This window comes from Inquilinus sp. OTU3971 (assembly GCF_038440215.1).
Window position 1 is genome coordinate 13,111 of sequence record NZ_JASATH010000019.1, and the last position, 23,835, is coordinate 36,945.

General features: G+C 69.4%; 23 protein-coding genes. 9 read left to right on the forward strand and 14 right to left on the reverse strand.

Annotated elements, in window-relative coordinates:
* Positions 1 to 48: 48 nt before the first annotated feature.
* From AAHM41_RS07195 to AAHM41_RS07205, 3 genes are read right to left on the reverse strand one after another with little or no spacing between them, the layout of a single operon-like run.
* Positions 49 to 951, reverse strand: coding sequence for a polysaccharide deacetylase family protein (locus tag AAHM41_RS07195; RefSeq protein ID WP_342235842.1), 903 nt, complete (start codon positions 949 to 951; stop codon positions 49 to 51).
* Positions 952 to 961: 10 nt separating this feature from the next.
* Positions 962 to 1,606 carry a CoA transferase subunit B gene (locus AAHM41_RS07200; protein WP_342235843.1) on the reverse strand — a complete coding sequence of 215 codons (645 nt, stop codon included), beginning with the start codon at positions 1,604 to 1,606 and terminating at the stop codon, positions 962 to 964.
* A 14-nt stretch (positions 1,607 to 1,620) separates the two neighbouring features.
* Complete coding sequence (locus AAHM41_RS07205) at positions 1,621 to 2,325, reverse strand: CoA transferase subunit A (RefSeq protein WP_342235844.1); 705 nt, start codon at positions 2,323 to 2,325, stop codon at positions 1,621 to 1,623.
* A gap of 259 nt (positions 2,326 to 2,584) precedes the next feature.
* On the opposite strand from AAHM41_RS07205, the gene AAHM41_RS07210 reads away from it, so the two are divergent.
* The 3 genes from AAHM41_RS07210 to AAHM41_RS07220 all read left to right on the forward strand — a co-directional run bounded on the left by AAHM41_RS07210 (position 2,585) and on the right by AAHM41_RS07220 (position 6,248).
* A complete protein-coding gene (locus tag AAHM41_RS07210) occupies positions 2,585 to 3,745 on the forward strand; it encodes a TRAP transporter substrate-binding protein (protein ID WP_342235845.1) in 1,161 nt (386 codons plus the stop codon).
* Positions 3,746 to 3,828: 83 nt separating this feature from the next.
* Positions 3,829 to 4,497 carry a TRAP transporter small permease subunit gene (locus AAHM41_RS07215; RefSeq protein WP_342235846.1) on the forward strand — a complete coding sequence of 223 codons (669 nt, stop codon included), beginning with the start codon at positions 3,829 to 3,831 and terminating at the stop codon, positions 4,495 to 4,497.
* On the forward strand, positions 4,494 to 6,248 hold the full coding sequence (locus tag AAHM41_RS07220) for a TRAP transporter large permease (RefSeq protein ID WP_342235847.1): 1,755 nt from the start codon (positions 4,494 to 4,496) through the stop codon (positions 6,246 to 6,248). Before AAHM41_RS07215 ends, AAHM41_RS07220 begins: the two co-directional genes overlap by 4 nt.
* Positions 6,249 to 6,404: 156 nt before the next feature.
* On the opposite strand, the gene AAHM41_RS07225 is transcribed toward AAHM41_RS07220, so the two are convergent.
* From AAHM41_RS07225 to AAHM41_RS07235, 3 genes are all read right to left on the reverse strand, one after another.
* Complete coding sequence (locus AAHM41_RS07225) at positions 6,405 to 8,291, reverse strand: potassium transporter Kup (protein WP_342235848.1); 1,887 nt, start codon at positions 8,289 to 8,291, stop codon at positions 6,405 to 6,407.
* A 136-nt stretch (positions 8,292 to 8,427) separates the two neighbouring features.
* Positions 8,428 to 9,180 carry an SDR family oxidoreductase gene (locus tag AAHM41_RS07230; RefSeq protein ID WP_342235849.1) on the reverse strand — a complete coding sequence of 251 codons (753 nt, stop codon included), beginning with the start codon at positions 9,178 to 9,180 and terminating at the stop codon, positions 8,428 to 8,430.
* A 208-nt stretch (positions 9,181 to 9,388) separates the two neighbouring features.
* Positions 9,389 to 10,834 carry an aldehyde dehydrogenase family protein gene (locus AAHM41_RS07235; RefSeq protein WP_342235850.1) on the reverse strand — a complete coding sequence of 482 codons (1,446 nt, stop codon included), beginning with the start codon at positions 10,832 to 10,834 and terminating at the stop codon, positions 9,389 to 9,391.
* Positions 10,835 to 10,959: 125 nt separating this feature from the next.
* Between AAHM41_RS07235 and AAHM41_RS07240 the strand changes: the two genes are divergently transcribed.
* Positions 10,960 to 12,384: a sigma-54-dependent transcriptional regulator gene (locus AAHM41_RS07240; protein ID WP_342235887.1), complete on the forward strand. Its 1,425-nt coding sequence runs from the start codon at positions 10,960 to 10,962 to the stop codon at positions 12,382 to 12,384.
* Between the two features lie 39 nt (positions 12,385 to 12,423).
* Here the strand turns inward: AAHM41_RS07240 and AAHM41_RS07245 are convergent, their stop codons facing one another.
* From AAHM41_RS07245 to AAHM41_RS07265, 5 genes are all read right to left on the reverse strand, one after another.
* Complete coding sequence (locus AAHM41_RS07245) at positions 12,424 to 12,897, reverse strand: ASCH domain-containing protein (RefSeq protein ID WP_342235851.1); 474 nt, start codon at positions 12,895 to 12,897, stop codon at positions 12,424 to 12,426.
* 40 nt (positions 12,898 to 12,937) lie between these two features.
* On the reverse strand, positions 12,938 to 14,149 hold the full coding sequence (locus tag AAHM41_RS07250) for an MFS transporter (RefSeq protein ID WP_342235852.1): 1,212 nt from the start codon (positions 14,147 to 14,149) through the stop codon (positions 12,938 to 12,940).
* 112 nt (positions 14,150 to 14,261) lie between these two features.
* Positions 14,262 to 14,690, reverse strand: a complete 429-nt coding sequence (locus AAHM41_RS07255; RefSeq protein WP_342235853.1) for a type II toxin-antitoxin system VapC family toxin — start codon at positions 14,688 to 14,690, stop codon at positions 14,262 to 14,264.
* Positions 14,690 to 14,935 (reverse strand): type II toxin-antitoxin system VapB family antitoxin, encoded by a 246-nt coding sequence (locus AAHM41_RS07260; protein WP_342235854.1) that lies wholly within the window; start codon positions 14,933 to 14,935, stop codon positions 14,690 to 14,692. The genes AAHM41_RS07255 and AAHM41_RS07260 overlap by 1 nt, the downstream gene beginning before the upstream one ends.
* Positions 14,936 to 15,010: 75 nt before the next feature.
* On the reverse strand, positions 15,011 to 15,865 hold the full coding sequence (locus AAHM41_RS07265) for a helix-turn-helix domain-containing protein (protein ID WP_342235855.1): 855 nt from the start codon (positions 15,863 to 15,865) through the stop codon (positions 15,011 to 15,013).
* A gap of 136 nt (positions 15,866 to 16,001) precedes the next feature.
* On the opposite strand from AAHM41_RS07265, the gene AAHM41_RS07270 reads away from it, so the two are divergent.
* Positions 16,002 to 16,913, forward strand: coding sequence for a fatty acid desaturase (locus tag AAHM41_RS07270; RefSeq protein WP_342235856.1), 912 nt, complete (start codon positions 16,002 to 16,004; stop codon positions 16,911 to 16,913).
* The gene (locus AAHM41_RS07275) at positions 16,910 to 17,740 is read left to right on the forward strand and encodes a phosphate/phosphite/phosphonate ABC transporter substrate-binding protein (RefSeq protein ID WP_342235857.1); all 831 of its coding nucleotides are present in this window, start codon (positions 16,910 to 16,912) and stop codon (positions 17,738 to 17,740) included. Before AAHM41_RS07270 ends, AAHM41_RS07275 begins: the two co-directional genes overlap by 4 nt.
* Here the strand turns inward: AAHM41_RS07275 and AAHM41_RS07280 are convergent.
* Positions 17,682 to 18,065 carry an Hpt domain-containing protein gene (locus AAHM41_RS07280; protein WP_342235858.1) on the reverse strand — a complete coding sequence of 128 codons (384 nt, stop codon included), beginning with the start codon at positions 18,063 to 18,065 and terminating at the stop codon, positions 17,682 to 17,684. The genes AAHM41_RS07275 and AAHM41_RS07280 overlap by 59 nt on opposite strands.
* A 116-nt stretch (positions 18,066 to 18,181) precedes the next feature.
* Between AAHM41_RS07280 and AAHM41_RS07285 the strand changes: the two genes are divergently transcribed.
* Positions 18,182 to 18,754 (forward strand): TetR/AcrR family transcriptional regulator, encoded by a 573-nt coding sequence (locus AAHM41_RS07285; protein ID WP_342235859.1) that lies wholly within the window; start codon positions 18,182 to 18,184, stop codon positions 18,752 to 18,754.
* Between the two features lie 85 nt (positions 18,755 to 18,839).
* Complete coding sequence (locus AAHM41_RS07290) at positions 18,840 to 19,937, forward strand: alkene reductase (protein WP_342235860.1); 1,098 nt, start codon at positions 18,840 to 18,842, stop codon at positions 19,935 to 19,937.
* Between the two features lie 4 nt (positions 19,938 to 19,941).
* Here the strand turns inward: AAHM41_RS07290 and AAHM41_RS07295 are convergent, their stop codons facing one another.
* Together AAHM41_RS07295 and AAHM41_RS07300 are read right to left on the reverse strand one after the other, a co-directional pair.
* A complete protein-coding gene (locus tag AAHM41_RS07295; RefSeq protein WP_342235861.1) occupies positions 19,942 to 20,103 on the reverse strand; it encodes a hypothetical protein in 162 nt (53 codons plus the stop codon).
* Between the two features lie 8 nt (positions 20,104 to 20,111).
* Complete coding sequence (locus AAHM41_RS07300; protein ID WP_342235862.1) at positions 20,112 to 21,920, reverse strand: ABC transporter ATP-binding protein; 1,809 nt, start codon at positions 21,918 to 21,920, stop codon at positions 20,112 to 20,114.
* A gap of 140 nt (positions 21,921 to 22,060) precedes the next feature.
* Between AAHM41_RS07300 and AAHM41_RS07305 the strand changes: the two genes are divergently transcribed.
* Positions 22,061 to 23,782: a long-chain-fatty-acid--CoA ligase gene (locus tag AAHM41_RS07305; protein ID WP_342235863.1), complete on the forward strand. Its 1,722-nt coding sequence runs from the start codon at positions 22,061 to 22,063 to the stop codon at positions 23,780 to 23,782.
* Positions 23,783 to 23,835: the final 53 nt, after the last annotated feature.

A 23,835-nucleotide genomic window follows, 5' to 3' on the forward strand; every position in this document is an offset into this window, starting at 1 on the left:
GTGCGAAAGCCCTAATCTGGTCCCGGCGCCGCCCGTGGGCAAGCGTCGTCAGCCCGGCACGGTCCCGGGCGGCAGGGCGGCGGCGTGGGCGGCGATGGCGCCGGCGGTGGTGATCCAGACCTCGCTGCGCCGGGCGGCGATATGGGCGAGGGCGCGGCGCAGCTGGCGCAGCCGGTAGGGCTGGCCGACGATGTAGGGGTGCAGCGCCACGCCCATCACCAGTGCCTGGCCGTGCCCCTGCTGCTCCAGCATCTCGTCGAACTGGCCGATCACCATGTCGGCGAAAGCGTCGGCGTTCATCTTCCGCGCCACGATCGCCGGGATGTCGTTCAGCTCCTGCGGATAGGGCACCGACAGGATCCGGCCGCCGCGGGTGCGCATCCACACCGGCTGGTCGTCATGGCACCAGTCCAGCAGGTAATCGTAGCCAGCCTCGTGCAGCAGGTCAGGGGTGCGGAGGCTCTGCGAGATCCAAGGGCCGAGCCAGCCTTTCGGCGAGGCCCCGGCATGGCGGGCGATGGCGTCGGTGGCGCGGCGGATCAGCGCTGCCTCCTCGGCCTCCGGCAGCACGCCCTGGCGTTCGGAGTTGCTGTGGCCGTGGCCGACAATCTCGTCGCCGCGGGCCAGGAAGGCGGCCGGAAGCTCCGGGCAATGGTCGTAGATCGACGCGTTGACGATGGCGGAGCAGGGCAGGGCCAGGCTGTCGAACAGCTCCAGCAGGCGCCAGGCGCCGACCCGGTTGCCGTAGTCGCGCCAAGCATAGTTCAGCACGTCCGGCTGCGGCCCGCCCGGCGCCAGCTCCGCCCCCAGCCCCTCGCCGAAGGCGAAATGCTCGAGATTGAGGCCGAGATAGACGGCGAGGCGCGTCCCGTCCGGCCAAGCATAGCCCGGCCGGCGGGTGATCGCGCTGTAGCCGTAGCGGTCATGCCCCGCCAGCGGCGTGCCCGTCATCGGGGCTGGATCAGACGAGGCCGGGCCGGGTGGCGAAGGGCGCCTCGGTCTTGGCCCGGATCTCCTCGACGGTGACGCCGTCGGCGACCTCGGTCAGGGTCAGGCCCTGCGGCCCGATCTCGAACACGCCGAGCTCGGTGATCACCAGGTCGACCACGGCCTTGCCGGTCAGCGGCAGGTCGCAGGCGTCGAGCAGCTTCGGCGTGCCGTCCTTGGCGTTGTGCTCCATGATCACGACGACGCGCTTGACGCCGGCGACCAGGTCCATCGCCCCGCCCATTCCCTTCACCATCTTGCCGGGGATCATCCAATTGGCGAGGTCGCCGTCCTTCGACACCTGCATGGCGCCGAGGATCGACAGGTCGATATGGCCGCCGCGGATCATGGCGAACGAATCGGCCGAGCTGAAATAGCTCGACTGCGGCAGCTCGGTGATCGTCTGCTTGCCGGCGTTGATCAGGTCCGGGTCCTCCTCGCCCTCATAGGGGAAGGGGCCCATGCCGAGCATGCCGTTCTCGCTCTGCAGCGCCACGGTGATGCCCTCGGGGATGTAGTTCGCCACCAGCGTCGGGATGCCGATGCCGAGATTGACGTAGAAGCCGTCCTCCAGCTCCTTCGCGGCGCGGGCGGCCATCTGCTCACGGGTCCAGGCCATGGTCTGTCTCCTGCTCAGGCCGCACGCGGGCGGGTGGTGCGCTGCTCGATGCGCTTCTCGTAGTCCCGGCCCTGAAGGATGCGCTTCACATAGATGCCGGGGGTGTGGATCTGGTTCGGGTCGAGACCGCCGACATCGACCAGTTCCTCGACCTCGGCGACCGTCACCTTGGCGGCGGTGGCCATCATCGGATTGAAGTTCCGGGCGGTCATCCGGTAGATCAGGTTGCCCTCGGTGTCGCCCTTCCAGGCCTTGATGATGGCCAGGTCGGCGAACAGCCCGCGCTCCATGACGTATTCGGCGCCGTCGAACTCGCGCACCTCCTTGCCGTCGGCGACGATGGTGCCGACGCCGGTCTTGGTGAAGAAGGCGGGGATGCCGGCGCCGCCGGCGCGGATGCGCTCGGCCAGCGTGCCCTGCGGGTTGAACTCCAGCTCCAGCTGGCCGGACAGGTACTGCTGGGCGAACAGCTTGTTCTCGCCGACATAGGACGAGATCATCTTCTTGATCTGGCCGCGCTCGAGCAGCTTGCCGAGGCCGACGCCGTCGATGCCGCAATTGTTCGAGATCACGGTCAGGCCCTTGACGCCGCTCGCGGCGATGGCGTCGATCAGCTTCTCGGGGATGCCGCACAGGCCGAAGCCGCCGGCCATCACCATCATCCCGTCGCGGAGCACGCCGGCCAGCGCCGCCGTGGCATCCGGATAGACCTTCTTCATCCCGTCACTCCCCGTCAGGCATCGCTGGGCGCCGAGGGACTAAAGCGGGGCGGAGGTCGGGAGTCAATCGAGGCCGCGCCGCACCGCGGCCGGTTTGCGGCAGGGGCTGGAGGCGCAATCCGCGACTGCGACGAAGGTCGAATCTGTGACGCCGATCCTGCCGGATGATTCTTGCCATCATCTGTGACAAGCTGGGACTTTATTGCGCATCGAGGGACGCCGGCCGAAGCGTTCCAGGCGCCCAACAGGGGAGGCTTTCATGACCATCCATGATCGGGAGTCCACGCCGCCCGTCGCGGCATCGAAAGGGTCGCGCCGCCGGTTCCTGAGCGGCGCGGCCGTGGCCGCGGCGGCGACCGTCGCCGCGCCGGCGATCGTCAAGGCGCAGGGGCCGGTGCATATGCGTTGGCAGAGCACCTGGCCCTCGAAGGACATCTTCCACGAATTCGCGCAGGACTTCGCCAAGAAGGTCAACGACATGACCGGCGGCGACCTGGCCATCGAGGTGCTGCCGGCCGGCGCCGTGGTGCCGGCCTTCGGCCTGCTCGACGCGGTGTCGCAGGGCACGCTCGACGGCGGCCATGGCGTGCTGGTCTACCATTACGGCAAGCAGACGGCGCTCGCGCTCTGGGGATCCGGTCCCGGCTTCGCCATGGACGCCAACATGCTGATGGCCTGGCACAAATACGGCGGCGGCAAGGATCTGCTGGCGAAGCTGTACGAGTCGATCGGCGCCAATGTCGTCTCCTTCCCTTACGGGCCGATGCCGACCCAGCCGCTGGGCTGGTTCAAGAAGCCGATCGCCAAGGTCGAAGACCTGCAGGGCCTGAAGTTCCGCACCGTCGGCATCTCGATCGACGTGTTCACCGCCCTCGGTGCCGCGGTCAACGCACTGCCGGGCGGCGAGATCGTCGCGGCGCTGGACCGCGGCCTGCTCGACGCCGCCGAGTTCAACAACGCCTCCTCGGACCGGATGCTCGGCTTCCCCGACGTGTCCAAGATCTGCATGCTGCAGAGCTACCACCAGAACGCCGAGCAGTTCGAGGTCCTGTTCAACAAGACCAAGTACGACGCACTGCCCGACAAGATCAAGGCCATCATCGCCAACGCGACCGAGGCGGCGTCGCAGGACATGCAGTGGAAGGCGATCGACCGCTATTCGAAGGATTACGGCGAGCTGCAGAGCCAGGACGGCGTCAAGTTCTACAAGACGCCGGAAGCGATCCTGAAGCGGCAGCTCGAGGTCTATGACGAGGTGGTGAAGAAGAAGGCCGGGGAGAACCCGCTGTTCAAGGAGATCCTGCAATCGCAGATCGCCTTCGCCCAGCGGGCGACGCGGTGGGAGCAGGACACCGTCGTCAACCGGCGTCTGGCCTTCGACCATTATTTCGGAGCGAACGCGGCGGCGAGCAAGCTCTGACACCGCAGCCGGGCACGGCGCCGTCCGGACGCGTTCCGACGGCGCCGTGCCCCGATCTTCCCTCCGGCAGCCGGCTGCACCGCATGAGCCTCCAGCGACTTTTGCACTTGGTCGACGGCGTCAGCACCTGGGTCGGCAAGGCCGCGGCGTGGCTGATCATCGGGCTGATGGCCCTGATCTGCGTCGAGGTCTTCAAGCGATACATCCTGAACGCGCCGACGGCCTGGATCTTCGACGCCAGCAACATGTTCTACGGCAGCCTGTTCATGCTGGCCGGTGCCTACACCCTGGCCCAGAACGGCCATGTCCGCGGCGATTTCCTGTATGGCTCGATGCGGCCGCGGACCCAGGCGGCGTTCGACCTGGTGCTCTACATAATGTTCTTCCTGCCCGGCATCGCCGCCCTGGTCTATGCCGGGTACAGCTATGCGGAGCTGTCCTGGCGGATCAACGAGCATTCGACCGTCACCGCGGAAGGGCCGCCGATCTACCACTTCAAGGCGGTGATCCCGGTGGCCGGGGCGCTGGTGATGCTGCAGGGCCTGGCCGAGATCCTGCGCTGCGTCGCCTGCCTGCGCACCGGAACCTGGCCCAGCCGGCTCAAGGACGTCACCGAGATCGACGTCGTCGAGGAGCAGCTGGCGCAGAGCGAGCATGTGGACGAGGCGACGCGCCGCGACGCGATCGAGCGGGCGCAGAAGATCGACGAGACGGCGCGCCAGCGCGGGCAGGGAGGAGATCTGCAGACATGAGCGACGGGGCGCTCGGACTCGCGATGCTGGGGCTCATCGTGGTCGTCATCATGATGGGCTTCCCGACGGCCTTCACGCTGATGGGCCTCGGCATGTTCTTCGGCTTCTACGCCTTCTTCGACCCGTCCGAGCCGTGGTGGGACAACCGGGTGTTCGACCTGATGGTCCAGCGCACCTACGGGGCGATGACCAACGACGTCCTGGTGTCGATCCCGCTGTTCGTGCTGATGGGCTATGTGATGGAGCGCGGGGCGCTGGTGGACAAGATGTTCTACAGCATCCAGCTCTCCGCCCGCCGGGTGCCGGCCTCGCTGGCCGTCGCCACGCTGATCGTCTGCACCTTCTGGGGCATCGCCAGCGGCCTGGTCGGCGCCGTGGTGGTGCTGATGGGGGTGATCGCCCTCAACCCGATGCTGCGCGCCGGCTACGACGTCCGGCTCGCCTCCGGTGTGATCACCGCCGGCGGCACGCTCGGCATCCTGATCCCGCCCTCGGTGATGATCATCGTCTACGCCGCGGTGGCGGGGCAGTCGGTGGTCAAGCTCTACGCCGCGGCGATGTTCCCGGGCTTCTTCCTGGCCCTCTTGTACCTCGTCTACATCATCGGCTGGGCGCTGCTGCAGCCGAAGGTCGCGCCGCGGCTGCCGGAGGACCAGACCCGGGTGCCGGTGCCGGGCTGGATGCGGGCCTTCCAGGCCGCCTATTCGCGCAACATGCTGGTCGGGCTGGCCAAGGCCCTGGTCTCGCCGTCCCGGGCGACCGCGCTCGACACCGGGACGGGGCGCCTGACCTATGGCCGCCTGGCCGGCAATTTCGGCACCGCGCTGGTGCCGCTGGTGCTGACGGCGCTGACCCTCGCGCTGGCCTGGTGGTACGTCGTGATCTACCCGCAGGGATCGGCCGAGGCGGAGGCGGTGCCGGAGGGGCTGGAGCAGCTCGGCGCACCGGTCGCCACCGCGGCGCCGGCCACCGGCGCGGAGCTCGGGCCGGGCACCGGCTTCACCATCGCCTTCGGCCTGGTGGCCCTGGCCGCGGCCGTGGTGCTGTTCCGCTATTACCGGCGCATGACCGCCGAGCGCTTCGAGATGCTGAAGCTGCTGGCCTCGTCGGTGATGCCGCTCGGCATCCTCACCGTCCTCGTGCTGGCGGTGATCCTGTTCGGCATCACCACGGCGACCGAATCCGCCGCGGTCGGCGCCGCCGGCGCCTTCCTCCTGGCGCTGCAGGCCCGGACCCTGAACTGGAAGCGGACCAAGGAGGCGGTGTTCCTGACGGCCAAGACCACCGCCATGGTGTGCTGGCTGTTCGTCGGCTCGGCCCTGTTCTCCGCCGTCTTCGCGCTGCTGGGCGGGCAGGCGCTGATCGAGCGCTGGGTGCTGTCGATGGACCTGTCGCCGGTCCAGTTCATGATCCTGTCGCAGGCGATCATCTTCCTGCTCGGCTGGCCGCTGGAATGGACCGAGATCATCATCATCTTCGTGCCGATCTTCCTGCCGCTGCTGAAGCATTTCAGCATCGACCCGGTGCTGTGGGGCGTGCTGGTCTTCGTCAACCTGCAGGCGGCGTTCCTGTCGCCGCCGGTGGCGATGTCGGCCTTCTACCTGAAGGGGGTGGCGCCGCCGCACGTCACCCTCAACCAGATCTTCGCCGGCATGATGCCGTACATGCTGGTCGTGATCCTGTGCATGGTGCTGATGTACATCTGGCCCGGCATCGTGCTGTGGCTGCCGGAGTATCTGTACGGCAACTGAGGGCCGTCTCGCCCGACCTGTACTCAATTCGTCATGGCGAGCCCCGAAGGGGCGTGGCCATCCAGGGTCGCTCGCACCGGCCCCTGGATGGCCACGTCGCTGCGCTCCTCGCCATGACGGGGAAGGGGTGGAGGGGCTGGCTTAAAGACCACCCGCTCAGATCTCCAGATGCGAGCCCAGCTCGACCGCGCGGTTGGCCGGGATGCGGAAGAACTCGGTGGCGCTCAGCGCGTTGTTCGACATCAGGATGAACAGCCACTCCTGCCAGGGCGGCAGCTCCGGCCGCGGCGACGGCACGAAATACTCCCGGCTCATGAAGAAGGAGGTGTCGGCCATGTTGAAGCCCAGGCCCTTGGCGGCGCAGGCGGCCAGCGCCCGCGGGATGTCCGGCTGCTGCTGGAAGCCGTAGCGCACGATCACCGTGTAGAAGCCGTCGCCGAGATCCTTGATCTCGATGCGCTGGTCGTCGTCGACCCGCGGCTCGTCTGTGGTCTCGACCTTCAGCAGCACCACGCGCTCGTGGATGATCTTGTTGTGCTTCAGGTTGTGCAGCAGGGCGAAGGGCACGACGCCGACATTGCCGGTCATGAAGATGCCGGTGCCGGGCACCCGGTGCGCCCGCTTGTACATCTTGCCGTCGACGAAGGTGGCCAGCGGGATGGCGTCGCGGTAGCGCCGCCGGTACAGGATCTCGCGGCCCTTGCGCCAGACCCACATCAGCGTCGTCAGCGCCACTGCCAGCACCAGCGGGAACCAGCCGCCATGCAGGATCTTGATGGTGTTGGCGCCGAAGAAGGCGAGGTCGATGAACAGGAACGCCGCGAACAGCGGCGCCGCGGTCCAGCGGCTCCAGCCCCAGCGGTGGCGGGCGACCAGATAGGCCAGCACGCTGGTCACCGCCATGGTGCCGGTCACGGCGATGCCGTAGGCCCCGGCCAGGGCGCTGGAAGAGCCGAATCCGACCACCAGGATGACCACCGCGGCGTAGAGCGACCAGTTGATCCGCGAGATGTAGATCTGGCCCTTCTCCTCGGCCGAGGTGTGGCGCACCTGCAGCCGCGGCATGTAGCCGAGCTGGGCCGCCTGCTGGCTGACCGAGAAGGCGCCGGAGATCACGGCCTGGGAGGCGATCACCGTGGCCATGGTGGCGAGGATCACCATCGGGTACAGGCCCCAGGAGGGCGCCAGCAGGTAGAAGGGCGATTCGATCGCGGCCGGGTTCTCGATCAGCAGCGCGCCCTGGCCGAAATAGTTCAGCAGCAGGGCCGGCCAGACGAAGCCGAGCCAGGCGATGCGGATCGGGCCGCGGCCGAAATGGCCCATATCGGCGTAGAGCGCCTCGCCGCCGGTGACCGCCAGCACCACCGAGCCGAGCACGACGATGGCGGCCCAGGGGCTGGTGTAGAACAGCTCGACCGCATGGTTCGGCCAGATCGCCGCCAGCACGTCGGGGCGGTTCACGATCTGGATGAGGCCGAGCACGCCGATGACCAGGAACCACAGGCACATGATCGGGCCGAAGGCCGAGCCGACCTTGGCCGTGCCATGGGCCTGTACCATGAACAGCAGGGTCAGGATGATCAGTGTCAGCGGGATGATGTAGGGGTCGAACAGGGGGGTCGCGATGCTCAGGCCCTCGACCGCGCTGAGCACCGAGATCGCCGGGGTGATCACGCCGTCGCCATAGAACAGCGCCGCGCCGACGATGCCCAGGAGGACGATGAAATGGCCCCACCTCTTGCCGCGGCGCGACCGGAAGGCCAGGGCCGTCAGAGCCAGCACGCCGCCCTCGCCGCGGTTGTCGGCGCGCATCACGAAGGAAACGTATTTGACCGTGATGATCAGCGTCGTCGCCCAGAAGATCAGCGACAGCACGCCCAGCATCGCCCCCTCGGAGACGCCGGGCGCCCCTGGATGGGTGAAGCACTCCCGGATGGTGTAGAGCGGGCTGGTGCCGATGTCGCCATACACGACGCCGATGACGCCGAGCAGCTTGGGGGCGAGCGATTGGCCGTCGCGCGAGTCGGTTGCGAGGGTCGTCATCGCGCCTTCCTAGTCGGATGGCGCGCCGTCGACAACCCGGCCGTTGCTGGCATACCCATCGCCCCTTCGCTGCCCTCGGTGCCGAGGGTGCGGGGATCGCGGCGCCGAGGCAAGCCCCGGCTGCGATCGGCCTCGCTCAGATGCAGCGGCCGCCGTCGACTTCCAGCGCCACGCCGGTGACCATCGACGCCTCATCGGAGGACAGGTAGAGGGCGGCGTTGGCGATGTCCTCCGGCGTGCTCATGCGGCCGAGCGGGATGGTCGCCAGGAACTGGGCCCGCCGCTCCGGCGTGTCCTCGCCGAGGAAGGTCGAGGTCAGGCCGGTCTGCCCCAGCACCGGACACAGGCAGTTGACCCGGATCTTCGGCGCCAGCTCGACTGCCATCGACTTGGTGGCGGTGATCACCGCGCCCTTCGAGGCGTTGTACCAGGTCAGGCCGGGCCGCGGCCGGATGCCGGCGGTCGAGGCGATGTTGAGGATCGAGCCGCCCTTGGCCGAGAGATGCGGCGCGGCGTGCCGCACCGACAGGAAGATCGCCTTCACATTGACCGCGAAGATGCGGTCGAACTCATCCTCGGTGACCTCGGCCATCGGCTTGTTGCGATGGGTGTAGCCGGCATTGTTGACGACGATGTCGAGCCCGCCGAAGGCCTCGACCGCGGTGGCGATGGCGACCGCGGTGTCGGCGTCGCGCGACACGTCGGTGCGGACGAAGCGGGCGGCATCCGGCCGCACCTTGTTCAGCGCCGCGGCCACGGCCTCGCCGGCCTCCGTCGACAGATCGGCGATCAGCACGTTGGCGCCTTCCCGCACGAAGCGCTCGGCGATGCCCTTGCCGAAGCCTGACGCCGCGCCGGTGACGATGGCCACCTTGCCTTCGAGCCGCATGCCCTGTCCCTCTGTCCTGGTCGTGTGGTGGTCGTGCCACGGGAGAGGCGCCGCTCGATGCCTGGCGCCCGGCCCGCCGTCTGCCCCGGCGATGCGCCGGACGTCGAATGGCCGGACTATAGGGGCAGCGCGGCCGGGGCAGCAGGCGAATGTCCGCCGAGGAGGTATGAGCCGGGCGCGGATCTTCGGCCCGGCTCAGCAACCTTCCTCACCCGTGCCGGATCGCGATGGTCTTGGTCACGCTGAAATGGTCCAGCCCCTCCATCGCCTTCTCGCGGCCGAAGCCGGAGCGCTTCACGCCGCCGAAGGGCAGCTCGACGCCGCCGCCGGCGCCGTAGTTGTTGACGAAGACCTGGCCGGCCCGGACCCGGCGGGCGCAGCGCAGCTGGCGGGCGCCGTCGCGGGTCCAGACCCCGGCGACCAGGCCGAACTCGGTGCCGTTGGCCAGGCGGATCGCCTCCTCCTCATCGCGGAAGCGCAGCACCGCCAGCACCGGGCCGAACACCTCCTCCTGCGCCAGCGGATGGCCGGGCGGCACGTCGCCGATCAGGGTCGGCACCTGGTAGAAGCCGCCGGCCGGGGCGTTCGGGGACAGGCGGCCCTCGGCCAGCACCGGCAGCCCGTCCGCCCGGGCGCGGTCGAGATGGCCGCGCACCCGCTCCTGCTGCCGGGCGCTGATCAGCGGGCCGCAATCCGGGTCGCGGTCCCAGGGGCCGGTCTCCAGCGCCTTGAAGCGGTCGACCAGCGCCGAGAGGAATTCGTCGGCGATGCCGTCCTGCAGCAGCAGGCGGCTGCCGGCGGAACAGGTCTGGCCGGCATTCTGCACGATCGCCGCGGTGACGAAGGGCAGAGCGGCCTCGGCGTCGGCATCGTCGAACACCAGTTGCGGCGACTTGCCGCCCAGCTCCATCGTCACCGGCCGGTTGAACTTCGCCGCGGCGGCCTGGATCGCGGCGCCGGTGGCGGGCGACCCGGTGAAGCTGATGTGGTCGAGTCCGGGATGCGCCGCCAGGGCCGCCCCGGCCTCGGCGCCGAGGCCAGTGACGACGTTCAGCGCCCCCGGCGGCAGCCCGGCCTCCAGCGCCAGCCGGGCGATGCGCAGCGGCGTCAGGCAGGCGTCCTCGGCCGGCTTCAGCACGCAGGCATTGCCGGCGGCCAGGGCGCCGCCGATGGTGCGGCCGAAGATCTGCGCCGGGTAGTTCCACGGGATGACGTGGCCGGTGACGCCATAGGGCTCCTTCACCGTCAGCACGGTGTAGCCGTCGAGATAGGGCAGGGTGGTGCCGTGGTGCTTGTCGCACGCGCCGCCGTAGAACTCGAAATAGCGGGCGCAGGCGGTGATGTCGGCCTTGGCCTGCTTCACCGGCTTGCCGGCATCGGCGGCCTCGAGTCGCCACAGCGTCTCGAAATCCGCCTCGATGGCTCGGCCGATGCGGGCCAGGACGCGGCCGCGCTCGACCGCCGGCATCCGGCCCCAGGGTCCGTCGTCGAAGGCGCGGCGCGCGGCCCGCACCGCGGCGTCGATCTCGGCCGCGCCGCCGCGGGCGAGGCTGTCGAACGCCGCCCCGGTCGACGGGTCGATCACCGGAAGGGTGCGGCCATCCTTCGCGCCGCTCCAAATTCCATCGATCAGAATCGTTTTCGGACCTATCATGACTTTCTTTCTGTCTCTGGACCGTTCGTCGTGGCGGGGAGGCTCGGCACGTCGTTGCGTTTAAGACGAATTCTTGTTGCGGGCGATTGTTGAAGATGGATGCCTCCCTGGGCCACGATATCGCCATGGCGCCCCTCGCTGAACCGCAGGCGGCCGACCCCGCTGCCGTGCTCCTGGTCGAGGACATGCCGGCGCTGGCGCGGCTCTACATCGAGACCTTGGCCAAGGCCGGCATCGCCGTCGATCATGCCGAGACCGGGGCCGACGCGCTCGCGGCGCTGGCGCAGGGGCGCTATGCGACCGTGCTGCTCGATCTGAACCTGCCGGACATGAACGGCATGGAGATCCTGCAGCATATCCGCGACCAACAGATCCCGGTGGCGGCGATCGTGATCACCGCCCATGGCTCGGTCAACATCGCAGTCGAGGCGATGCGGCTCGGCGCCTTCGATTTCCTGGTCAAGCCCTTCCCCGGCGACCGGCTGACCGTGACCGTCCGCAACACGCTGGAGCGGATGCGGCTGCAGCGCGAGGTCGAAGCCTGGCGCGAGGATCTCGGCCGCGACCGCTACTACGGCTTCATCGGCCGGTCGCTGGCGATGCAGGCGGTGTACCGGATCATCGATTCGGCGGCGGCGTCGAAGGCCACGGTGTTCGTCACCGGCGAGAGCGGCACCGGCAAGGAGCTGTGCGCCGAGGCCGTGCACCGCCGCAGCCCGCGGCACGACCATCCTTTCGTCGCGCTGAACTGCGGCGCCATCCCGCGCGATTTGATGGAATCGGAGATCTTCGGCCATGTGAAGGGCGCCTTCACCGGCGCCGTGGCCGACCGCGAAGGCGCCGCGGTCCGGGCCGATGGCGGCACCCTGTTCCTGGACGAGATCTGCGAGCTGCCGGCGGAGCTGCAGACCAAGCTGCTGCGCTTCCTGCAGACCGGGCAGGTGACGGCGGTCGGCGGCAGCCGCGAGCGCAAGGTCGATCTGCGCATCGTCTGCGCCACCAACCGCGACCCGGCCGAGGAGGTGCGCCTGGGCCGGTTCCGCGAGGACCTGTACTACCGCCTGCTGGTGATCCCGGTGACCCTGCCGCCGCTGCGCGAGCGCGAGGACGACGTGCTGCTGATCGCCCGCCAGTTCCTGCACGACTACGCGGCGGAGGAGGGCAAGAGCTTCAGCGATTTCGACCTCGAGGTCGCGGAGGACCTGCAGCGCTACGGCTGGCCGGGCAATGTCCGCCAGTTGCAGAACGTGATCCGCAACATCGTCGTGCTGCATGACGGGCCGCTGGTGACCCGGTCGATGCTGCCGTCGCCGGTGCGGACCCTGATCCCGGCGGCCCAGCCCAGCCGCCGGGTGGTCGAGCCGCCGCCGGGCGTCCCGAACGGCAAGGGATCGTCGGTCCGGCCGCTGTGGATGATCGAGAAGGATGCGATCGAGGACGCGATCGCGGCCTGCGACGGCAATGTGCCGCGGGCCGCGGCGCTGCTCGGCATCAGCGCCTCGACGATCTACCGCAAGCGGCTGAACTGGGAAGCCGAGGGCCGGGGGTAGGGAGGCTTCGTAGGTTGGGTTCGCTCTTGCGAACCCAACCTACGTCTTGATGATCGAGGCTTCTGGATAGACCAGGCGGAAGCGCTCGCAGAACACCGGCATGTCGAGCGCAGGCTCACGCCCGATCTCGGCGCAGCGGCGGCCGAAATAGCGCCAATGCGCGTCGCGCCAGAAGGCCAGCGAGCGGTCGCCCTCTCCCTCGTCATGGGCGAAGGCGGCGTCGACCTGGTCGAAGGGCAGCACCCGCACCTCCACCGTCTGCAGCACGCAATGCGGCGTGCCGGCGAAGTCGGTGATCAGGCTGTGGCCGCCCGGCTTCGGCGTGCCGGCCTCGTCGGCGCCCCAGACCAGCCCGGCGGTGGCGGTCTTGGTGCCGGCCAGCACCAGGTCCAGCAGCTCGCGCGCCAGGTCTTCGCTGTCGCCGAAATGCCAGAGGTCGTAGCGCTCGGGCAGGCCGAGCTCGGGACGGGCGCGGCGAAGGTCCCGCCACCAGGCCTCGGCGATGTCGGTCACGGTCGGCTCCTCCGGCGCGGGGCCGGCCCGAGGCCGGCGCTCAGGCGCGGCGCGGTTCCGGCCGGCGGCAGAACAGCTCGGTCGTATACAGCAGCAGCGCCACGGCGGGGAAGGCGAGGCCGACCCAGCTGACCAGCGACCAGCCGCCCGAGCTGAAGGTGCCGCTGGCGATGGCGGAGCCGATGGCGCCGCCGGCGAAGGCGCTGGCGACATAGAGGCCGTTCATCCGGCCGCGCGCCTCCGGCGCCAGGGCGTAGATGGCGCGCTGGCCCAGCACCATGTTGGCCTGCACCCCGAAGTCGAGAAGGATGCCGGCGGCCGCCAGCAGCACCACCGACCCGGCCGCGCCGCCGGCCCAGGCCATGGCGAAGGCGGCGGCGACCGAGGCCAGGGCGCCGAAGGTGGCTGGCCGGGTCCAGCCGCGATCGGCGATGCGGCCGGCCAGCGGCGCGGCCAGGGCGCCGGCGGCGCCGACCAGGGCGAACACGGCGATGCCGGCCTGGCTGTAACCGAAGCGCGGGCTGGCCAGCTCCAGCGGCACCGCGGTCCAGAACAGGCTGAAGCCGGCGAACAGCGCGGCCTGGTAGGCGGCGCGGCGCTGCAGGATCGGCGTGCGGCGGAACAGGGTGGCGAGCGAACGCAGCACCTGGCCGTAGCTGGGGCCCGGCGCCGGCCGGTACTGCGGCAGGCGCCAGGCCAGCACCGCCAGCAGGCCGGCCATCAGGAGGGTGGAGAGGAAGAAGATGGCGCGCCAGCCGAACAGCTCGGCCACCACGCTGGCGACCGGCCGGGCCAGCAGGATGCCGAGCAGCAGGCCGCTCATGATGTTGCCGACGACCCGGCCGCGGATCGCGTCGGGTGACATGTGCGCGGCCATCGGGATCAGGACCTGCGCCGCCACCGAGCTGAGGCCGATCAGCAGCGCCGCGAACAGGAAGATCCCGGCGCTCGGCGCCAGGGCGGCGATCAGCAGGGCGACCACGGTGCCGGACAGGGTCAGCACGACCAGCCGCCGGTTCTCGACCATGTCGGCCAGCGGCACCAGCAGGATCAGCCCGACGCCGTAGCCGATCTGGGTCAGGGTGACGACCAGGCTGGCGGCGACGGTGCCGAGCCCGACCGAGGGCGCGATCAGCGCGATCAGCGGCTGGGCGTAGTACAGGTTGGCGACGATGGCGCCGCAGGCGACCGCCATCAGGAACATCATCGCCGGCGTGATCGCCGGGACGGCAGGATGCGCGCGCTCGCCCATGGCGACGCCTCTCGGGCAACGGAATCGGTCAGAGAAGAATCAGATATAGAACGCCCGGCGCCGCTGCAGCGCACAAAAGTCCGACATGGCAGCGTTGAGGCAGCGGCGCGGCTTAGGCGAGATCGGTGCGGGCGAAGTCGTCGCCCTTGTAGAGCAAGGCCAAGCCGAGCGTCTTGGCGCAGGCATAGGCGAAGCAGTCGCCGAAGTTGAGATCGGCGACATGGCCGACGGCTTTGCCATAGGTCGCGCTTGCCTCGAGCGCCTGCCGCCCGATCTCGGGCGAGATCGCCACCTCCTCGGCGCCGAGATCCTCGACAAAGGCGTCGATGGCATCTCGAGCTTGCCGCAGGAGATCAGGCGACGGTTTTGCGTTCGCCGCTTTCGCCTTCGTCTTGAGACGTGCAAGGCCGACAGAGGCTTCGAACTTGACCAAAGGTGAGACGAAGAAGGGGCCGTCGACGGTAGCCAGCCGCTTCTCGATTTCCTCGTAGCCTGGCTCGCGCCCTAGAATCGCGACGATGACGGATGCGTCCACGAACATCAGGCGTCGCCCCACATCTCATCGGTATAGGTCTTCATGTCGAAGTCGGGATCGCCCGGCCCCATCGCGTCGGCGAGCGCTCGGGAGCGTGCCAGTCGATCCCTGAGCGGAAGGGCACGGCGTGCCGCGACGAGCTGGGCCTGCAGGGCTTGGCGGACCGCCTCGGTCTTCGTCTTTGCCTTGGTGATCCTGCGGACCTCTTCCGCAAGTGCGTCGACCTCGCTATCGCGGATGAACAGCGCCATTGGGATATCTCCTTCTGCTATCTATATAGCGCCTGGGAGATATCCACACCATGGGTCCCGTGCGGTTTTTTACCCTTATCCCAGCCGGGCCCGCAGCCGGCGCAGCAGCTTGGGCACGTCGGGCGGCTGGACGATGGCGCCGCGGATCAGGCTGTCGAAATGTTCCGACAGGGCGCGGATGTGCTCGGTCGAGTTGAACAGGAAGTACATGCCGCCGAGATAGATCACGGCCCTGAGCGGCCCGAACACCGTCACCGGCACGGAATAGTGCTGCCGGCCGTCGTAGAAGAACCAGCGGAAGGTCGGGTACAACTCCTCCACCAGCGCGATCATGTGGTCGAGCTGGCGGGCCCGGACCTCGTTGTCGAGGTCATGCCAGATGCCCTCGCCGCGGGCGAAGCCCTCGATCGCCTGGATCGAGTTGCAGGCCTCCATGTCGGTCTCCGGCCGGCGCTGATAGGCCAGGCGGGCGGCCGCGGTCTCGATCCGCTGCTCCGGGCCGGCGCCGGCGAAATGCGCCAGCTCGTGCCGGATCACGTCGCGGTTCTTGAGGATGTCGGGCAGGGTGGTCGCGACATGGCGGATCTTGTAGCCGATCGCCTCGCGGTGCCAGGCGATCAGCCGCTCGTCATCGGCCCATTGCGCGTCGCGCTCGATCGCCAGCCGCTCCGGCAGGATGTCGGCGGAAAGGGGGCCGCGCTGGCTCAAGCCCAGCAGCCAGTCGATGCTGACCTGGCGGGCGGCGGCGATCGCCGCCAGGGTCTCGGCGCGCGGCAGCCGATCATTCGCCGGCGACAGGATCTGCGACAGGGTCGACCGGTCCATCCCGACCGCGGCGGCGAAGGCGCTGCGGCTCTGGCCGGAGGCCGCGATGATCTCCTCCAGCCGGGCGCGGAAGGTCTCGATCATGTCGTGGCGGGATTGCGCCATTGCGGGGTTTCCAAAACAAATTGTGCGGTTTCGCAACGTCTTAGATGAGAATACATCAATCGCGTTGTTTCGTGCGCATTATCGCATTGTCCGACATGACCGTTTCACGACAGCCTGGATCCGAGGAGATGGATCGATGGCAGACATGGTGAGACGGGCGAGCTTCGAAGGACCGACCTGGGCGGTGGCCGTCACGGTCTATTGCGGCTGGGCGGCACTGCTCTGGTTCCACGCGGCGCTGCCGGCGCCTCTCTTCATCGCCATCGGCGCGGTGCTGCTGGCCTGGTACGGGTCGCTGCAGCACGAGACCATCCACGGCCACCCGACCCGGTCGCGCCGGATCAACACGGCGATCGGCTGGCTGCCCCTGTCGCTGTGGCTGCCCTATGCCACCTATCGCGACCTGCACCTGCACCATCATCGCGACGCGCATCTGACGTCGCCGGTCGAGGATCCGGAAAGCTACTACGTCACCGATGCCCACTGGTCGGCGCTCAGCCCGGCCGGGCGGGCGGTGCTGCGCTTCAACCGCACGCTGCTGGGCCGCTTCCTGATCGGCCCGGCCCTGGCCTGGTACGGGCTGTGGGCGGAGGAACTGCCGAAGCTGCGCCGCGACCGCAAGGCGCGCATCGTCTGGGCGACGCATCTGGCCGGCGCCGCCGCCGTGCTGGCCGTGGTCTCGGTCGGGTTCGGCATCTCGCCGATCCTCTATGTCGCCACCTGCTACGCCGGCACCGCGGTGTCGCTGCTGCGCTCCTTCGCCGAGCACCGCGCCGGGCCGGAAGGGCTGCGCACCGCCGTGGTGTCCTCCGGACCGTTCTTCTCGCTGCTGTTCCTCAACAACAACCTGCATGTGGCGCATCACGCCCGGCCCGGCCTGGCCTGGTACCGGCTGCCGCGCTTCGCCGCCGCCAATGATTCCGCCGGCGTCGCCGCGCGCGGCGCCGGCCACTACCGCGGCTATGGCGAGATCGCCCAGCGCTACCTGTTCCGCCCGGTCGACGAGCCGGTGCATCCCGATTTCGACGCCAAGCGGCGCGCCAAGTGACGGCCACGGCCGGGCCGGGCACGGCCAGCCTGCCGATGTACGATCTGCCGGAGGTGCGCTGGGCCACCGATGCGCTGTGGGCGGCGGTCGCTGCGCGCCTGGCGGCTGCGGGCATCGTGGCGCCACCGGCCCTGAGCCGCGGTCCGACGGTGCACGAGCTGTGGGCCGACCCGGGGCTGCTGCTCAGCCAGGCCTGCGGCAACCCCTATGTCCAGACTTACCGCGACCGGCTGCGGCTGGTGGCGACGCCCCGCTATGCCGCCCCGGGCTGCAACGGCCCGCGCTACTGCAGCCTGCTGGTGGTCCGCGCGGACGCCCGGGGCGACGGGCTGGCGGATTTCCGCGACGCTATCTGCGCGGTCAACGGCTGGGACAGCCTGTCCGGCTGGGTCGCCCTGGCCGCGGCGCTGCCTGAGCCGCGGTTCTTCCGCGCCGCCCTGGTCACCGGCGCCCATGCCGACAGCGTGGCGGCGGTGGCGGCCGGGGAGGCCGACATCGCCGCGATCGACTGCGTCACCTATGCGCTGCTGCAGCGCCACCGCCCCGCCGCCACCGCTGGGCTGCGCGTGATCGGCCGCACCGCGCAGGCGCCGGGTCTGCCCCTGGTGACGCGCCGCGACGCGGATGACGCGACGGTCGAGGCGCTGCAGGCGGCCCTGCGCGGCGTCCTGGCCGATCCGGCGCTGGCCGAGGCCCGTGCGGCGCTGCTGATCGAGGGCATCGAGATCCTGGGCGAGGCCGATTACGACGCCATCCCGCCCCAGCCGGTCAGCACTCCTCCGGTCTTCGCTCCATCTCGCCGCTCCGCCACAGCTCCAGCGCCCTGACGGTCTCGGCCACCCGGGCCTTGGCCACCTTGGCCAATTCCAGCGGGCGGCCCGGCCGGTTGTCGCCCTTGTCGCCGAGCGATCCGGCAAGGTCGATCAGGGCACTGGCGCCGCAGATCGCGGCGCAGGAGCGCAGGGCGTAGGCCTCCAGCGCCAGGGCCTCGCGGTCGCCGGCGCCCGCCGCGGCGGCGATCGCGTCGGCGCGTTCGCGCAGCTCCTCGAGCAGATCGTCGACCATCGCCCGGCGGGCGGCGTCGTCGAACCCGGACAGGTTGCGCTCCAGCGCCGCCGGGTCGAACAGGTATCGCGGACCGTTGCCGGTCATCCGTGCCTCCACCACCCCTCTCTCATATCGCGTCGCGGGACCGCGAGTTCCAGGCGCGGGTGCGAAGCGACACAGCGGTATCTTGCATTCCGGAACGGGCGGTCCATATTTCGGCGATGGTTTCCCACCCCGGCCGTCCCCGCGAATTCGACAAGGACACCGCGCTCGACGCGGCGATGGCCCTGTTCTGGCGCCAGGGCTACGAGGCGACGTCGCTGGACGACCTGACCCGGGCGATGGATCTCAGCCGCAGCAGCTTCTACGGCTGCTTCGGCTCCAAGCGCGACACGCTGGTGGCGGCGATCCGGCGCTACGGGGACCAGCGCTTCGCTGAGCTGGAGAAGCGGGTCGCGGCCGAGCCGGATGCCGGCCACGCCCTGCGCCTCGCGGTCGCTGCGATCGCCAATGGCGGCGGCAGCCGCGACGGCTGCTTCCTGATCAACTGCACGGTGGAGCTGGCGCCGCACGACCCCGAGGTCGCGGGGCTGAGCCGCCACCACCTGGAGCGGCTGGAGGCGCTGCTGGCCGGGCTGCTGGCCCGTCGGTCCGGCGCCGATGCCGCGACGGAGGCGGCTCGGGCCCGCGGCCTGCTGGCCATCGCGGTCGGCGCCTCGGTGATGCACAAGGCGGGCACCGCGCCCGCCGCGATCGACGACCTCCTGGCCGCCGCCGAGCCGCTGATGCGGTAAGGCCGGCCCCTCATCCTGCCCCTGTGCTTTTCCGTTCGATTTTGGACCGATCGGTCCTGAATCTGGCATCCAACTGGAGAGACCTATGACTGTCCCGAAGCTGTTCACGCCGACCCGGATCGGCGACCTGGAGCTGCCGAACCGGATCGTGATGGCGCCGCTGACGCGCAACCGGGCGCGGCCCGATGGCGACGTGCCGCATGCGCTGAACGCCGAATACTACGCGCAGCGCGCCTCGGCCGGCCTCTTGATCTCCGAGGGCACGCAGATCTCGCCGGAGGGCAAGGGCTATGCCTGGACCCCGGGCATCCACAGCCCGGAGCAGGTGGCCGGCTGGCGGCTGGTGACCGACGCCGTGCACAAGGCCGGCGGCCGGATCGCGGCGCAGCTCTGGCATGTCGGCCGGATCTCGCACGCGGTGCTGCAGCCGGGCCGTGCGGCGCCGGTCGGGCCGTCGGCGATCGCGGCCGACAGCCGGGTCTTTGACGGCGAGGGCTTCGTCCCGCCCTCGACGCCGCGGGCGCTGGAGACGGCGGAGCTGCCGCGCATCGTCGGCGACTACGTCCAGGCCGCGCGCAACGCCAAGGAGGCCGGCTTCGACGCGGTCGAGATCCACGCCGCCAACGGTTATCTGCTGCACCAGTTCCTGGCCGACGGCACCAACAAGCGGACCGATGTCTATGGCGGGCCGGTCGCCAACCGGGCGCGGCTGCTGCTCGAAGTGGCGGAGGCGGTGGCCGAGGTCTGGACGCCCGGCCGGGTCGGCGTCCGTCTGTCGCCCTTCTCCAATTTCGGCGACATCGCCGACAGCGACCCGATGGCGACCTTCGGCCACGCGATCGAGGGGCTGAGCGGGCTCGGCATCGGCTTCCTGCACCTGGTCGAAGGCCAGACCGGCGGCACCCGCGAGCTGCCGCCCGGCGCCGACCTCCAGGCGCTGCGCCGGCTGTTCAAGGGCAGCTACATCGCCAACAACGGCTATGACCGCGGCCTGGCGATCGAGGCGGTGGAGAGCGGCCGTGCCGACCTCGTCGCCTTCGGCAAGCTGTTCATCGCCAACCCGGATCTGGTCGAGCGGCTGCGCCGCGACGCGCCGCTGAACACGCCGGACCAGGCGACCTTCTATGGCGGCGACGCCCGCGGCTACATCGACTATCCGACGCTCGAGAAGGCTGCGGCCTGATCGCTTATCCCGCCTTCGGCGCCGTCACCGCGGCGGCGTCGCGGGCGGTGTCGACGCCGAGGGTGAAGCCGGCATAGAAGCCGATGCCGAGGCCGAAGATCAGGGCCCAGACGGCGAACCAGCGCATCCCGCGCAGGCGCTGCTGCAGCTTCTCGATCTCGCTCATCGGCATCCTCAGGCTGGGTCGGCCGCCAACGCGGCCAGCTCTTCGTCATCGGCGGTCTGCATCGCCCACAGCCGGGCGTACAGGCCGCCGCTGGCGATCAGCTCCGCATGGCTGCCGACCTCGGCCACGCGGCCGTGGTCCAGCACATAGATCAGGTCGGCGTTGCGCACGGTCGACAGCCGGTGCGCGATCATCAGCGTGGTGCGGCCGGCCATCAGCTGGGTCAGCGCCGCCTGCACCTGCCGCTCGCTTTCGGTGTCCAGCGCCGAGGTCGCCTCGTCCAGCAGCAGGATCGGCGCGTTCTTCAGCATCGCCCGGGCGATCGACAGGCGTTGGCGCTGCCCGCCCGACAGCTTCACCCCCTGCTCCCCGACCATGGTGTCGTAACCCTTGGGCAGGCGCTGGATGAAGTCGTGCGCCGCTGCCGCCTGGGCCGCGGCCTCGACCTCCTCCTGCGTCGCCGAGGGGCGGGAATAGGCGATGTTGGCGCGCACCGTGTCGTCGAACAGGGTCACTTCCTGGCTGACCAGCGCCATGTGGTCGCGCAGCGAATGCAGGGTCAAGCCGCGGACGTCGTGGCCGTCGATCGCGACCGTGCCCTGGGTGGCGTCGTAGAAGCGCGGGATCAGGTTCAGGATGGTCGACTTGCCGGCCCCGGACGGCCCGACCAGCGCCGCCGTCTTGCCGGCCGGCACCTCCAGCGTGACGCCGCGCAGCGCCGGGATCTTCGCGCTGTAGGAGAAATGCACGTCGGCCAGGGTGATGCGGCCCCGGCACTGCGTCAGCGCCATCGCGTCCGGCGCGTCGCGGATCGCCGGCACCGAATCGATCGTCTCGAACACCCGTTCGGCCGCGGCGAAGCCGGAGGACAGGGTGTTGTGCAGGTTGGCCAGCCGCCTCAGGGGGTCGTAGACCATCAGCAGCGCGGCGATGAAGGCGAAGAAGGAGCCGGTGGTGCGCGAGCCGGAAACGACCTCGTTGCCGCCGTACAGGATGACGATGACGATGGCCACGCCCGACAGGATCTCCAGGATCGGGCTGGTGGCCGAGCTGACCCGCATCGCCTTCTGTCGCAGCCGCGAGACCTCGTTGATGATCTTGGCGGCGCGGCCGGTCTCGCGCTCCTCGGCGTTGTAGGCCTTGACGTGGCGGATGCCCTGGAAGACCTGGCCGAGATGGTTGTTCAGCGAGCCGTACTGGGTGAAGGTCTTGCCGGTGATCTTGCGGATGCGCTTGCCGATCTGCAGCACCGGGATCACGGTCAGCGGGAAGATGATGAAGGTGACCGCGGCCAGCTCCAGGTCGGTGTAGAACATCACCCCGACCAGCGCGATCAGCGACAGCAGGTCCCGGCCGATGCCGGTGATGCCGGTCGCCACCGCGCCGTACATCGACTGCACGTCGTTGGTGAAGTGGCTGACCATCCGGCCCGAGGTGGTCTCGTGGAAGGTGGCGAGGTCGGCCCGCACCCGGTTGCGGAACATCCGCACCTGCAGCTCGGCGATGATCAGCCGGCCGACATTGTTCAGAATCACACCCTGGGCATAGCCGGCGACGCCCTTGACCACGAAGATCGCCATCACCGCGATGGCCAGCGGCCACAGCCAGGTGGCGTCGCGTTCGGTGAAGATCTTCTCGATCACCGGCTTCATCACATAGGCCGAGGCCCCGGTGGAGACCGCGGTCAGCGCCATGCAGAACAGCGCCATCGCCACCTTCGGCCAATGCGGCCGGATGTAGTTGCGCAGCAGCCGCTGGGCGATCTCGCGGTCGCTCACATGCCGCGGCTGTGGTTTCTTGTCCCTGCGCTTGGCCAAGGTGATCCGGATTCTGGTATCGGGCGCGCCGTTAAACCACGGCCCCGGCTCCGCTTCAACCTTGCGGCCCGTTCCGCTGATCGGCACCATCATGCGATAAGGCCGCGCTGCGGCCCGAGAAAGTCCGTGGGGAGACCGAAATGACGGAGGCGTATGCCTCGGAACGCCCGAATGCCTGGGCCAAGCTGTACCCGCCCAAGATCGACTGGAGCCGGCCGATCGAGCCGCGGCCTCTCTATGCCATCCTCGATGACGCCGTGGCGCGGTTCGCCGATCGCCCCTGCTCCACCTTCATGGACAAGACCCTCAGCTACGGCCAGATCGGCGACCTCGTCGCCCGCGCGGCCAAGGGGTTCCACGCCGCCGGGGTCGGCAAGGGCGACCGGGTCGGCCTGTTCCTGCCGAACTGCCCCTACTATGTGATCTGCTATTTCGCGCTGCTGAAATGCGGCGCCGTGGTGGTCAACTACAACCCGCTCTATGCCGAGCGCGAGCTGATCACCAAGATCGACGACAGCGGCACCGAGCTGATGGTGACGCTGGACCTGGCGCAGCTGCACGGCAAGCTGCTGCCGCTGGTCGGCCGCACCGTGCTGAAGCGGATCCTGGTCTGCCCGATGGCGGGCGTCCTGCCCTTCCCGAAGAACCTGCTGTTCCCGATCGTCAAGCGGCGCGAGGTGGCGAAGGTGCCGCAGGACGGCCGCCACCTGCGCTGGGCCGATCTGGTGCGCAACGACGGGCGCTTCGCCCCGGTCGCGATCGCGCCGGAGGAGGACCTGGCGGTGCTGCAATACACCGGCGGCACCACCGGAACGCCCAAGGGGGCGATGCTGACCCATGCCAATCTCTACGCCAACGCGGTGCAGGCCGGCTGCTGGTTCGAGGGCATGACCCCGGGCCAGGACCGGATGCTGGCGGTGCTGCCCTTCTTCCACGTCTTCGCCATGACCGTGGCGATGAACCTGGCGATCTGGGCGGGGGCGGAGATCATCATGCTGCCGCGCTTCGAGCTCGCGACCGTCATGAAGACGATCCACGACAGGAAGCCGACGCTGTTCCCGGCGGTGCCGACCATCTACACCGCGATCGCCAACTTCCCCAAGCGGGCGAAATACGACCTGTCCTCGCTGAAGCGCTGCATCTCCGGCGGGGCGCCGCTGCCGGTCGAGGTCAAGCACGCCTTCGAGGCGGCGACCGGCTGCAAGCTGGTCGAGGGCTACGGCCTGTCGGAAGCGTCGCCGATCGCCACCTGCAACCCGCTGTTCGGCGTCAACAAGGAAGGGTCGATCGGCCTCCCGCTGCCGCAGACGATCATCGAGATCGTGTCGCTGGAAGACCGCACCACGGTGATGCCGACCGGCGAGCGCGGCGAGGTCTGCATCCGCGGGCCGCAGGTGATGAAGGGCTATTGGAACCGGCCCGAGGACACGGCCGAGGTGCTGCGCAACGGCCGCCTGCACACCGGCGACGTCGGCACCATGGACGAGGACGGCTACACCTTCATCGTCGACCGGATCAAGGACATGATCCTGTGCTCCGGCTTCAACGTCTATCCGCGCAATGTCGAGGAGGCGATCTACCTGCACCCGGCGGTCGAGGAATGCATCGTCGCCGGCCTGCCGGACGCCTATCGCGGCCAGACGGTGAAGGCCTACATCAAGCTGCGCGTGGGGCAGAGCCTGACCGCCGAAGCCCTGGTCGAGTTCCTGAAGGACAAGCTGTCGCCGATCGAGATGCCGAAGCTGATCGAGTTCCGCGACACGCCGCTGCCCAAGACCCTGATCGGCAAGCTGTCGCGCAAGACGGTCCTCGAGGAGGAGGCGGCCAAGGCGGCCACGCAGGGCGCGCGCACCGGCACCTGAGCCACTTCCGATTGACCCGGATCTCCGGCTGCGGTACTTTACGTTTACGTAAA

Excerpts from the sequence above, each read along its gene's own strand:
- AAHM41_RS07195 (WP_342235842.1), bottom strand. The coding sequence starts at position 951 with ATGACGGGCACGCCGCTGGCGGGGCATGACCGCTACGGCTACAGCGCG.
- AAHM41_RS07200 (WP_342235843.1), bottom strand. The coding sequence starts at position 1,606 with ATGGCCTGGACCCGTGAGCAGATGGCCGCCCGCGCCGCGAAGGAGCTG.
- AAHM41_RS07205 (WP_342235844.1), bottom strand. The coding sequence starts at position 2,325 with ATGAAGAAGGTCTATCCGGATGCCACGGCGGCGCTGGCCGGCGTGCTC.
- AAHM41_RS07210 (WP_342235845.1), top strand. The coding sequence starts at position 2,585 with ATGACCATCCATGATCGGGAGTCCACGCCGCCCGTCGCGGCATCGAAA.
- AAHM41_RS07215 (WP_342235846.1), top strand. The coding sequence starts at position 3,829 with ATGAGCCTCCAGCGACTTTTGCACTTGGTCGACGGCGTCAGCACCTGG.
- AAHM41_RS07220 (WP_342235847.1), top strand. The coding sequence starts at position 4,494 with ATGAGCGACGGGGCGCTCGGACTCGCGATGCTGGGGCTCATCGTGGTC.
- AAHM41_RS07225 (WP_342235848.1), bottom strand. The coding sequence starts at position 8,291 with ATGACGACCCTCGCAACCGACTCGCGCGACGGCCAATCGCTCGCCCCC.
- AAHM41_RS07230 (WP_342235849.1), bottom strand. The coding sequence starts at position 9,180 with ATGCGGCTCGAAGGCAAGGTGGCCATCGTCACCGGCGCGGCGTCAGGC.
- AAHM41_RS07235 (WP_342235850.1), bottom strand. The coding sequence starts at position 10,834 with ATGATAGGTCCGAAAACGATTCTGATCGATGGAATTTGGAGCGGCGCG.
- AAHM41_RS07240 (WP_342235887.1), top strand. The coding sequence starts at position 10,960 with ATGGCGCCCCTCGCTGAACCGCAGGCGGCCGACCCCGCTGCCGTGCTC.
- AAHM41_RS07250 (WP_342235852.1), bottom strand. The coding sequence starts at position 14,149 with ATGGGCGAGCGCGCGCATCCTGCCGTCCCGGCGATCACGCCGGCGATG.
- AAHM41_RS07255 (WP_342235853.1), bottom strand. The coding sequence starts at position 14,690 with ATGTTCGTGGACGCATCCGTCATCGTCGCGATTCTAGGGCGCGAGCCA.
- AAHM41_RS07260 (WP_342235854.1), bottom strand. The coding sequence starts at position 14,935 with ATGGCGCTGTTCATCCGCGATAGCGAGGTCGACGCACTTGCGGAAGAG.
- AAHM41_RS07265 (WP_342235855.1), bottom strand. The coding sequence starts at position 15,865 with ATGGCGCAATCCCGCCACGACATGATCGAGACCTTCCGCGCCCGGCTG.
- AAHM41_RS07270 (WP_342235856.1), top strand. The coding sequence starts at position 16,002 with ATGGCAGACATGGTGAGACGGGCGAGCTTCGAAGGACCGACCTGGGCG.
- AAHM41_RS07280 (WP_342235858.1), bottom strand. The coding sequence starts at position 18,065 with ATGACCGGCAACGGTCCGCGATACCTGTTCGACCCGGCGGCGCTGGAG.
- AAHM41_RS07285 (WP_342235859.1), top strand. The coding sequence starts at position 18,182 with ATGGTTTCCCACCCCGGCCGTCCCCGCGAATTCGACAAGGACACCGCG.
- AAHM41_RS07290 (WP_342235860.1), top strand. The coding sequence starts at position 18,840 with ATGACTGTCCCGAAGCTGTTCACGCCGACCCGGATCGGCGACCTGGAG.
- AAHM41_RS07295 (WP_342235861.1), bottom strand. The coding sequence starts at position 20,103 with ATGAGCGAGATCGAGAAGCTGCAGCAGCGCCTGCGCGGGATGCGCTGG.
- AAHM41_RS07305 (WP_342235863.1), top strand. The coding sequence starts at position 22,061 with ATGACGGAGGCGTATGCCTCGGAACGCCCGAATGCCTGGGCCAAGCTG.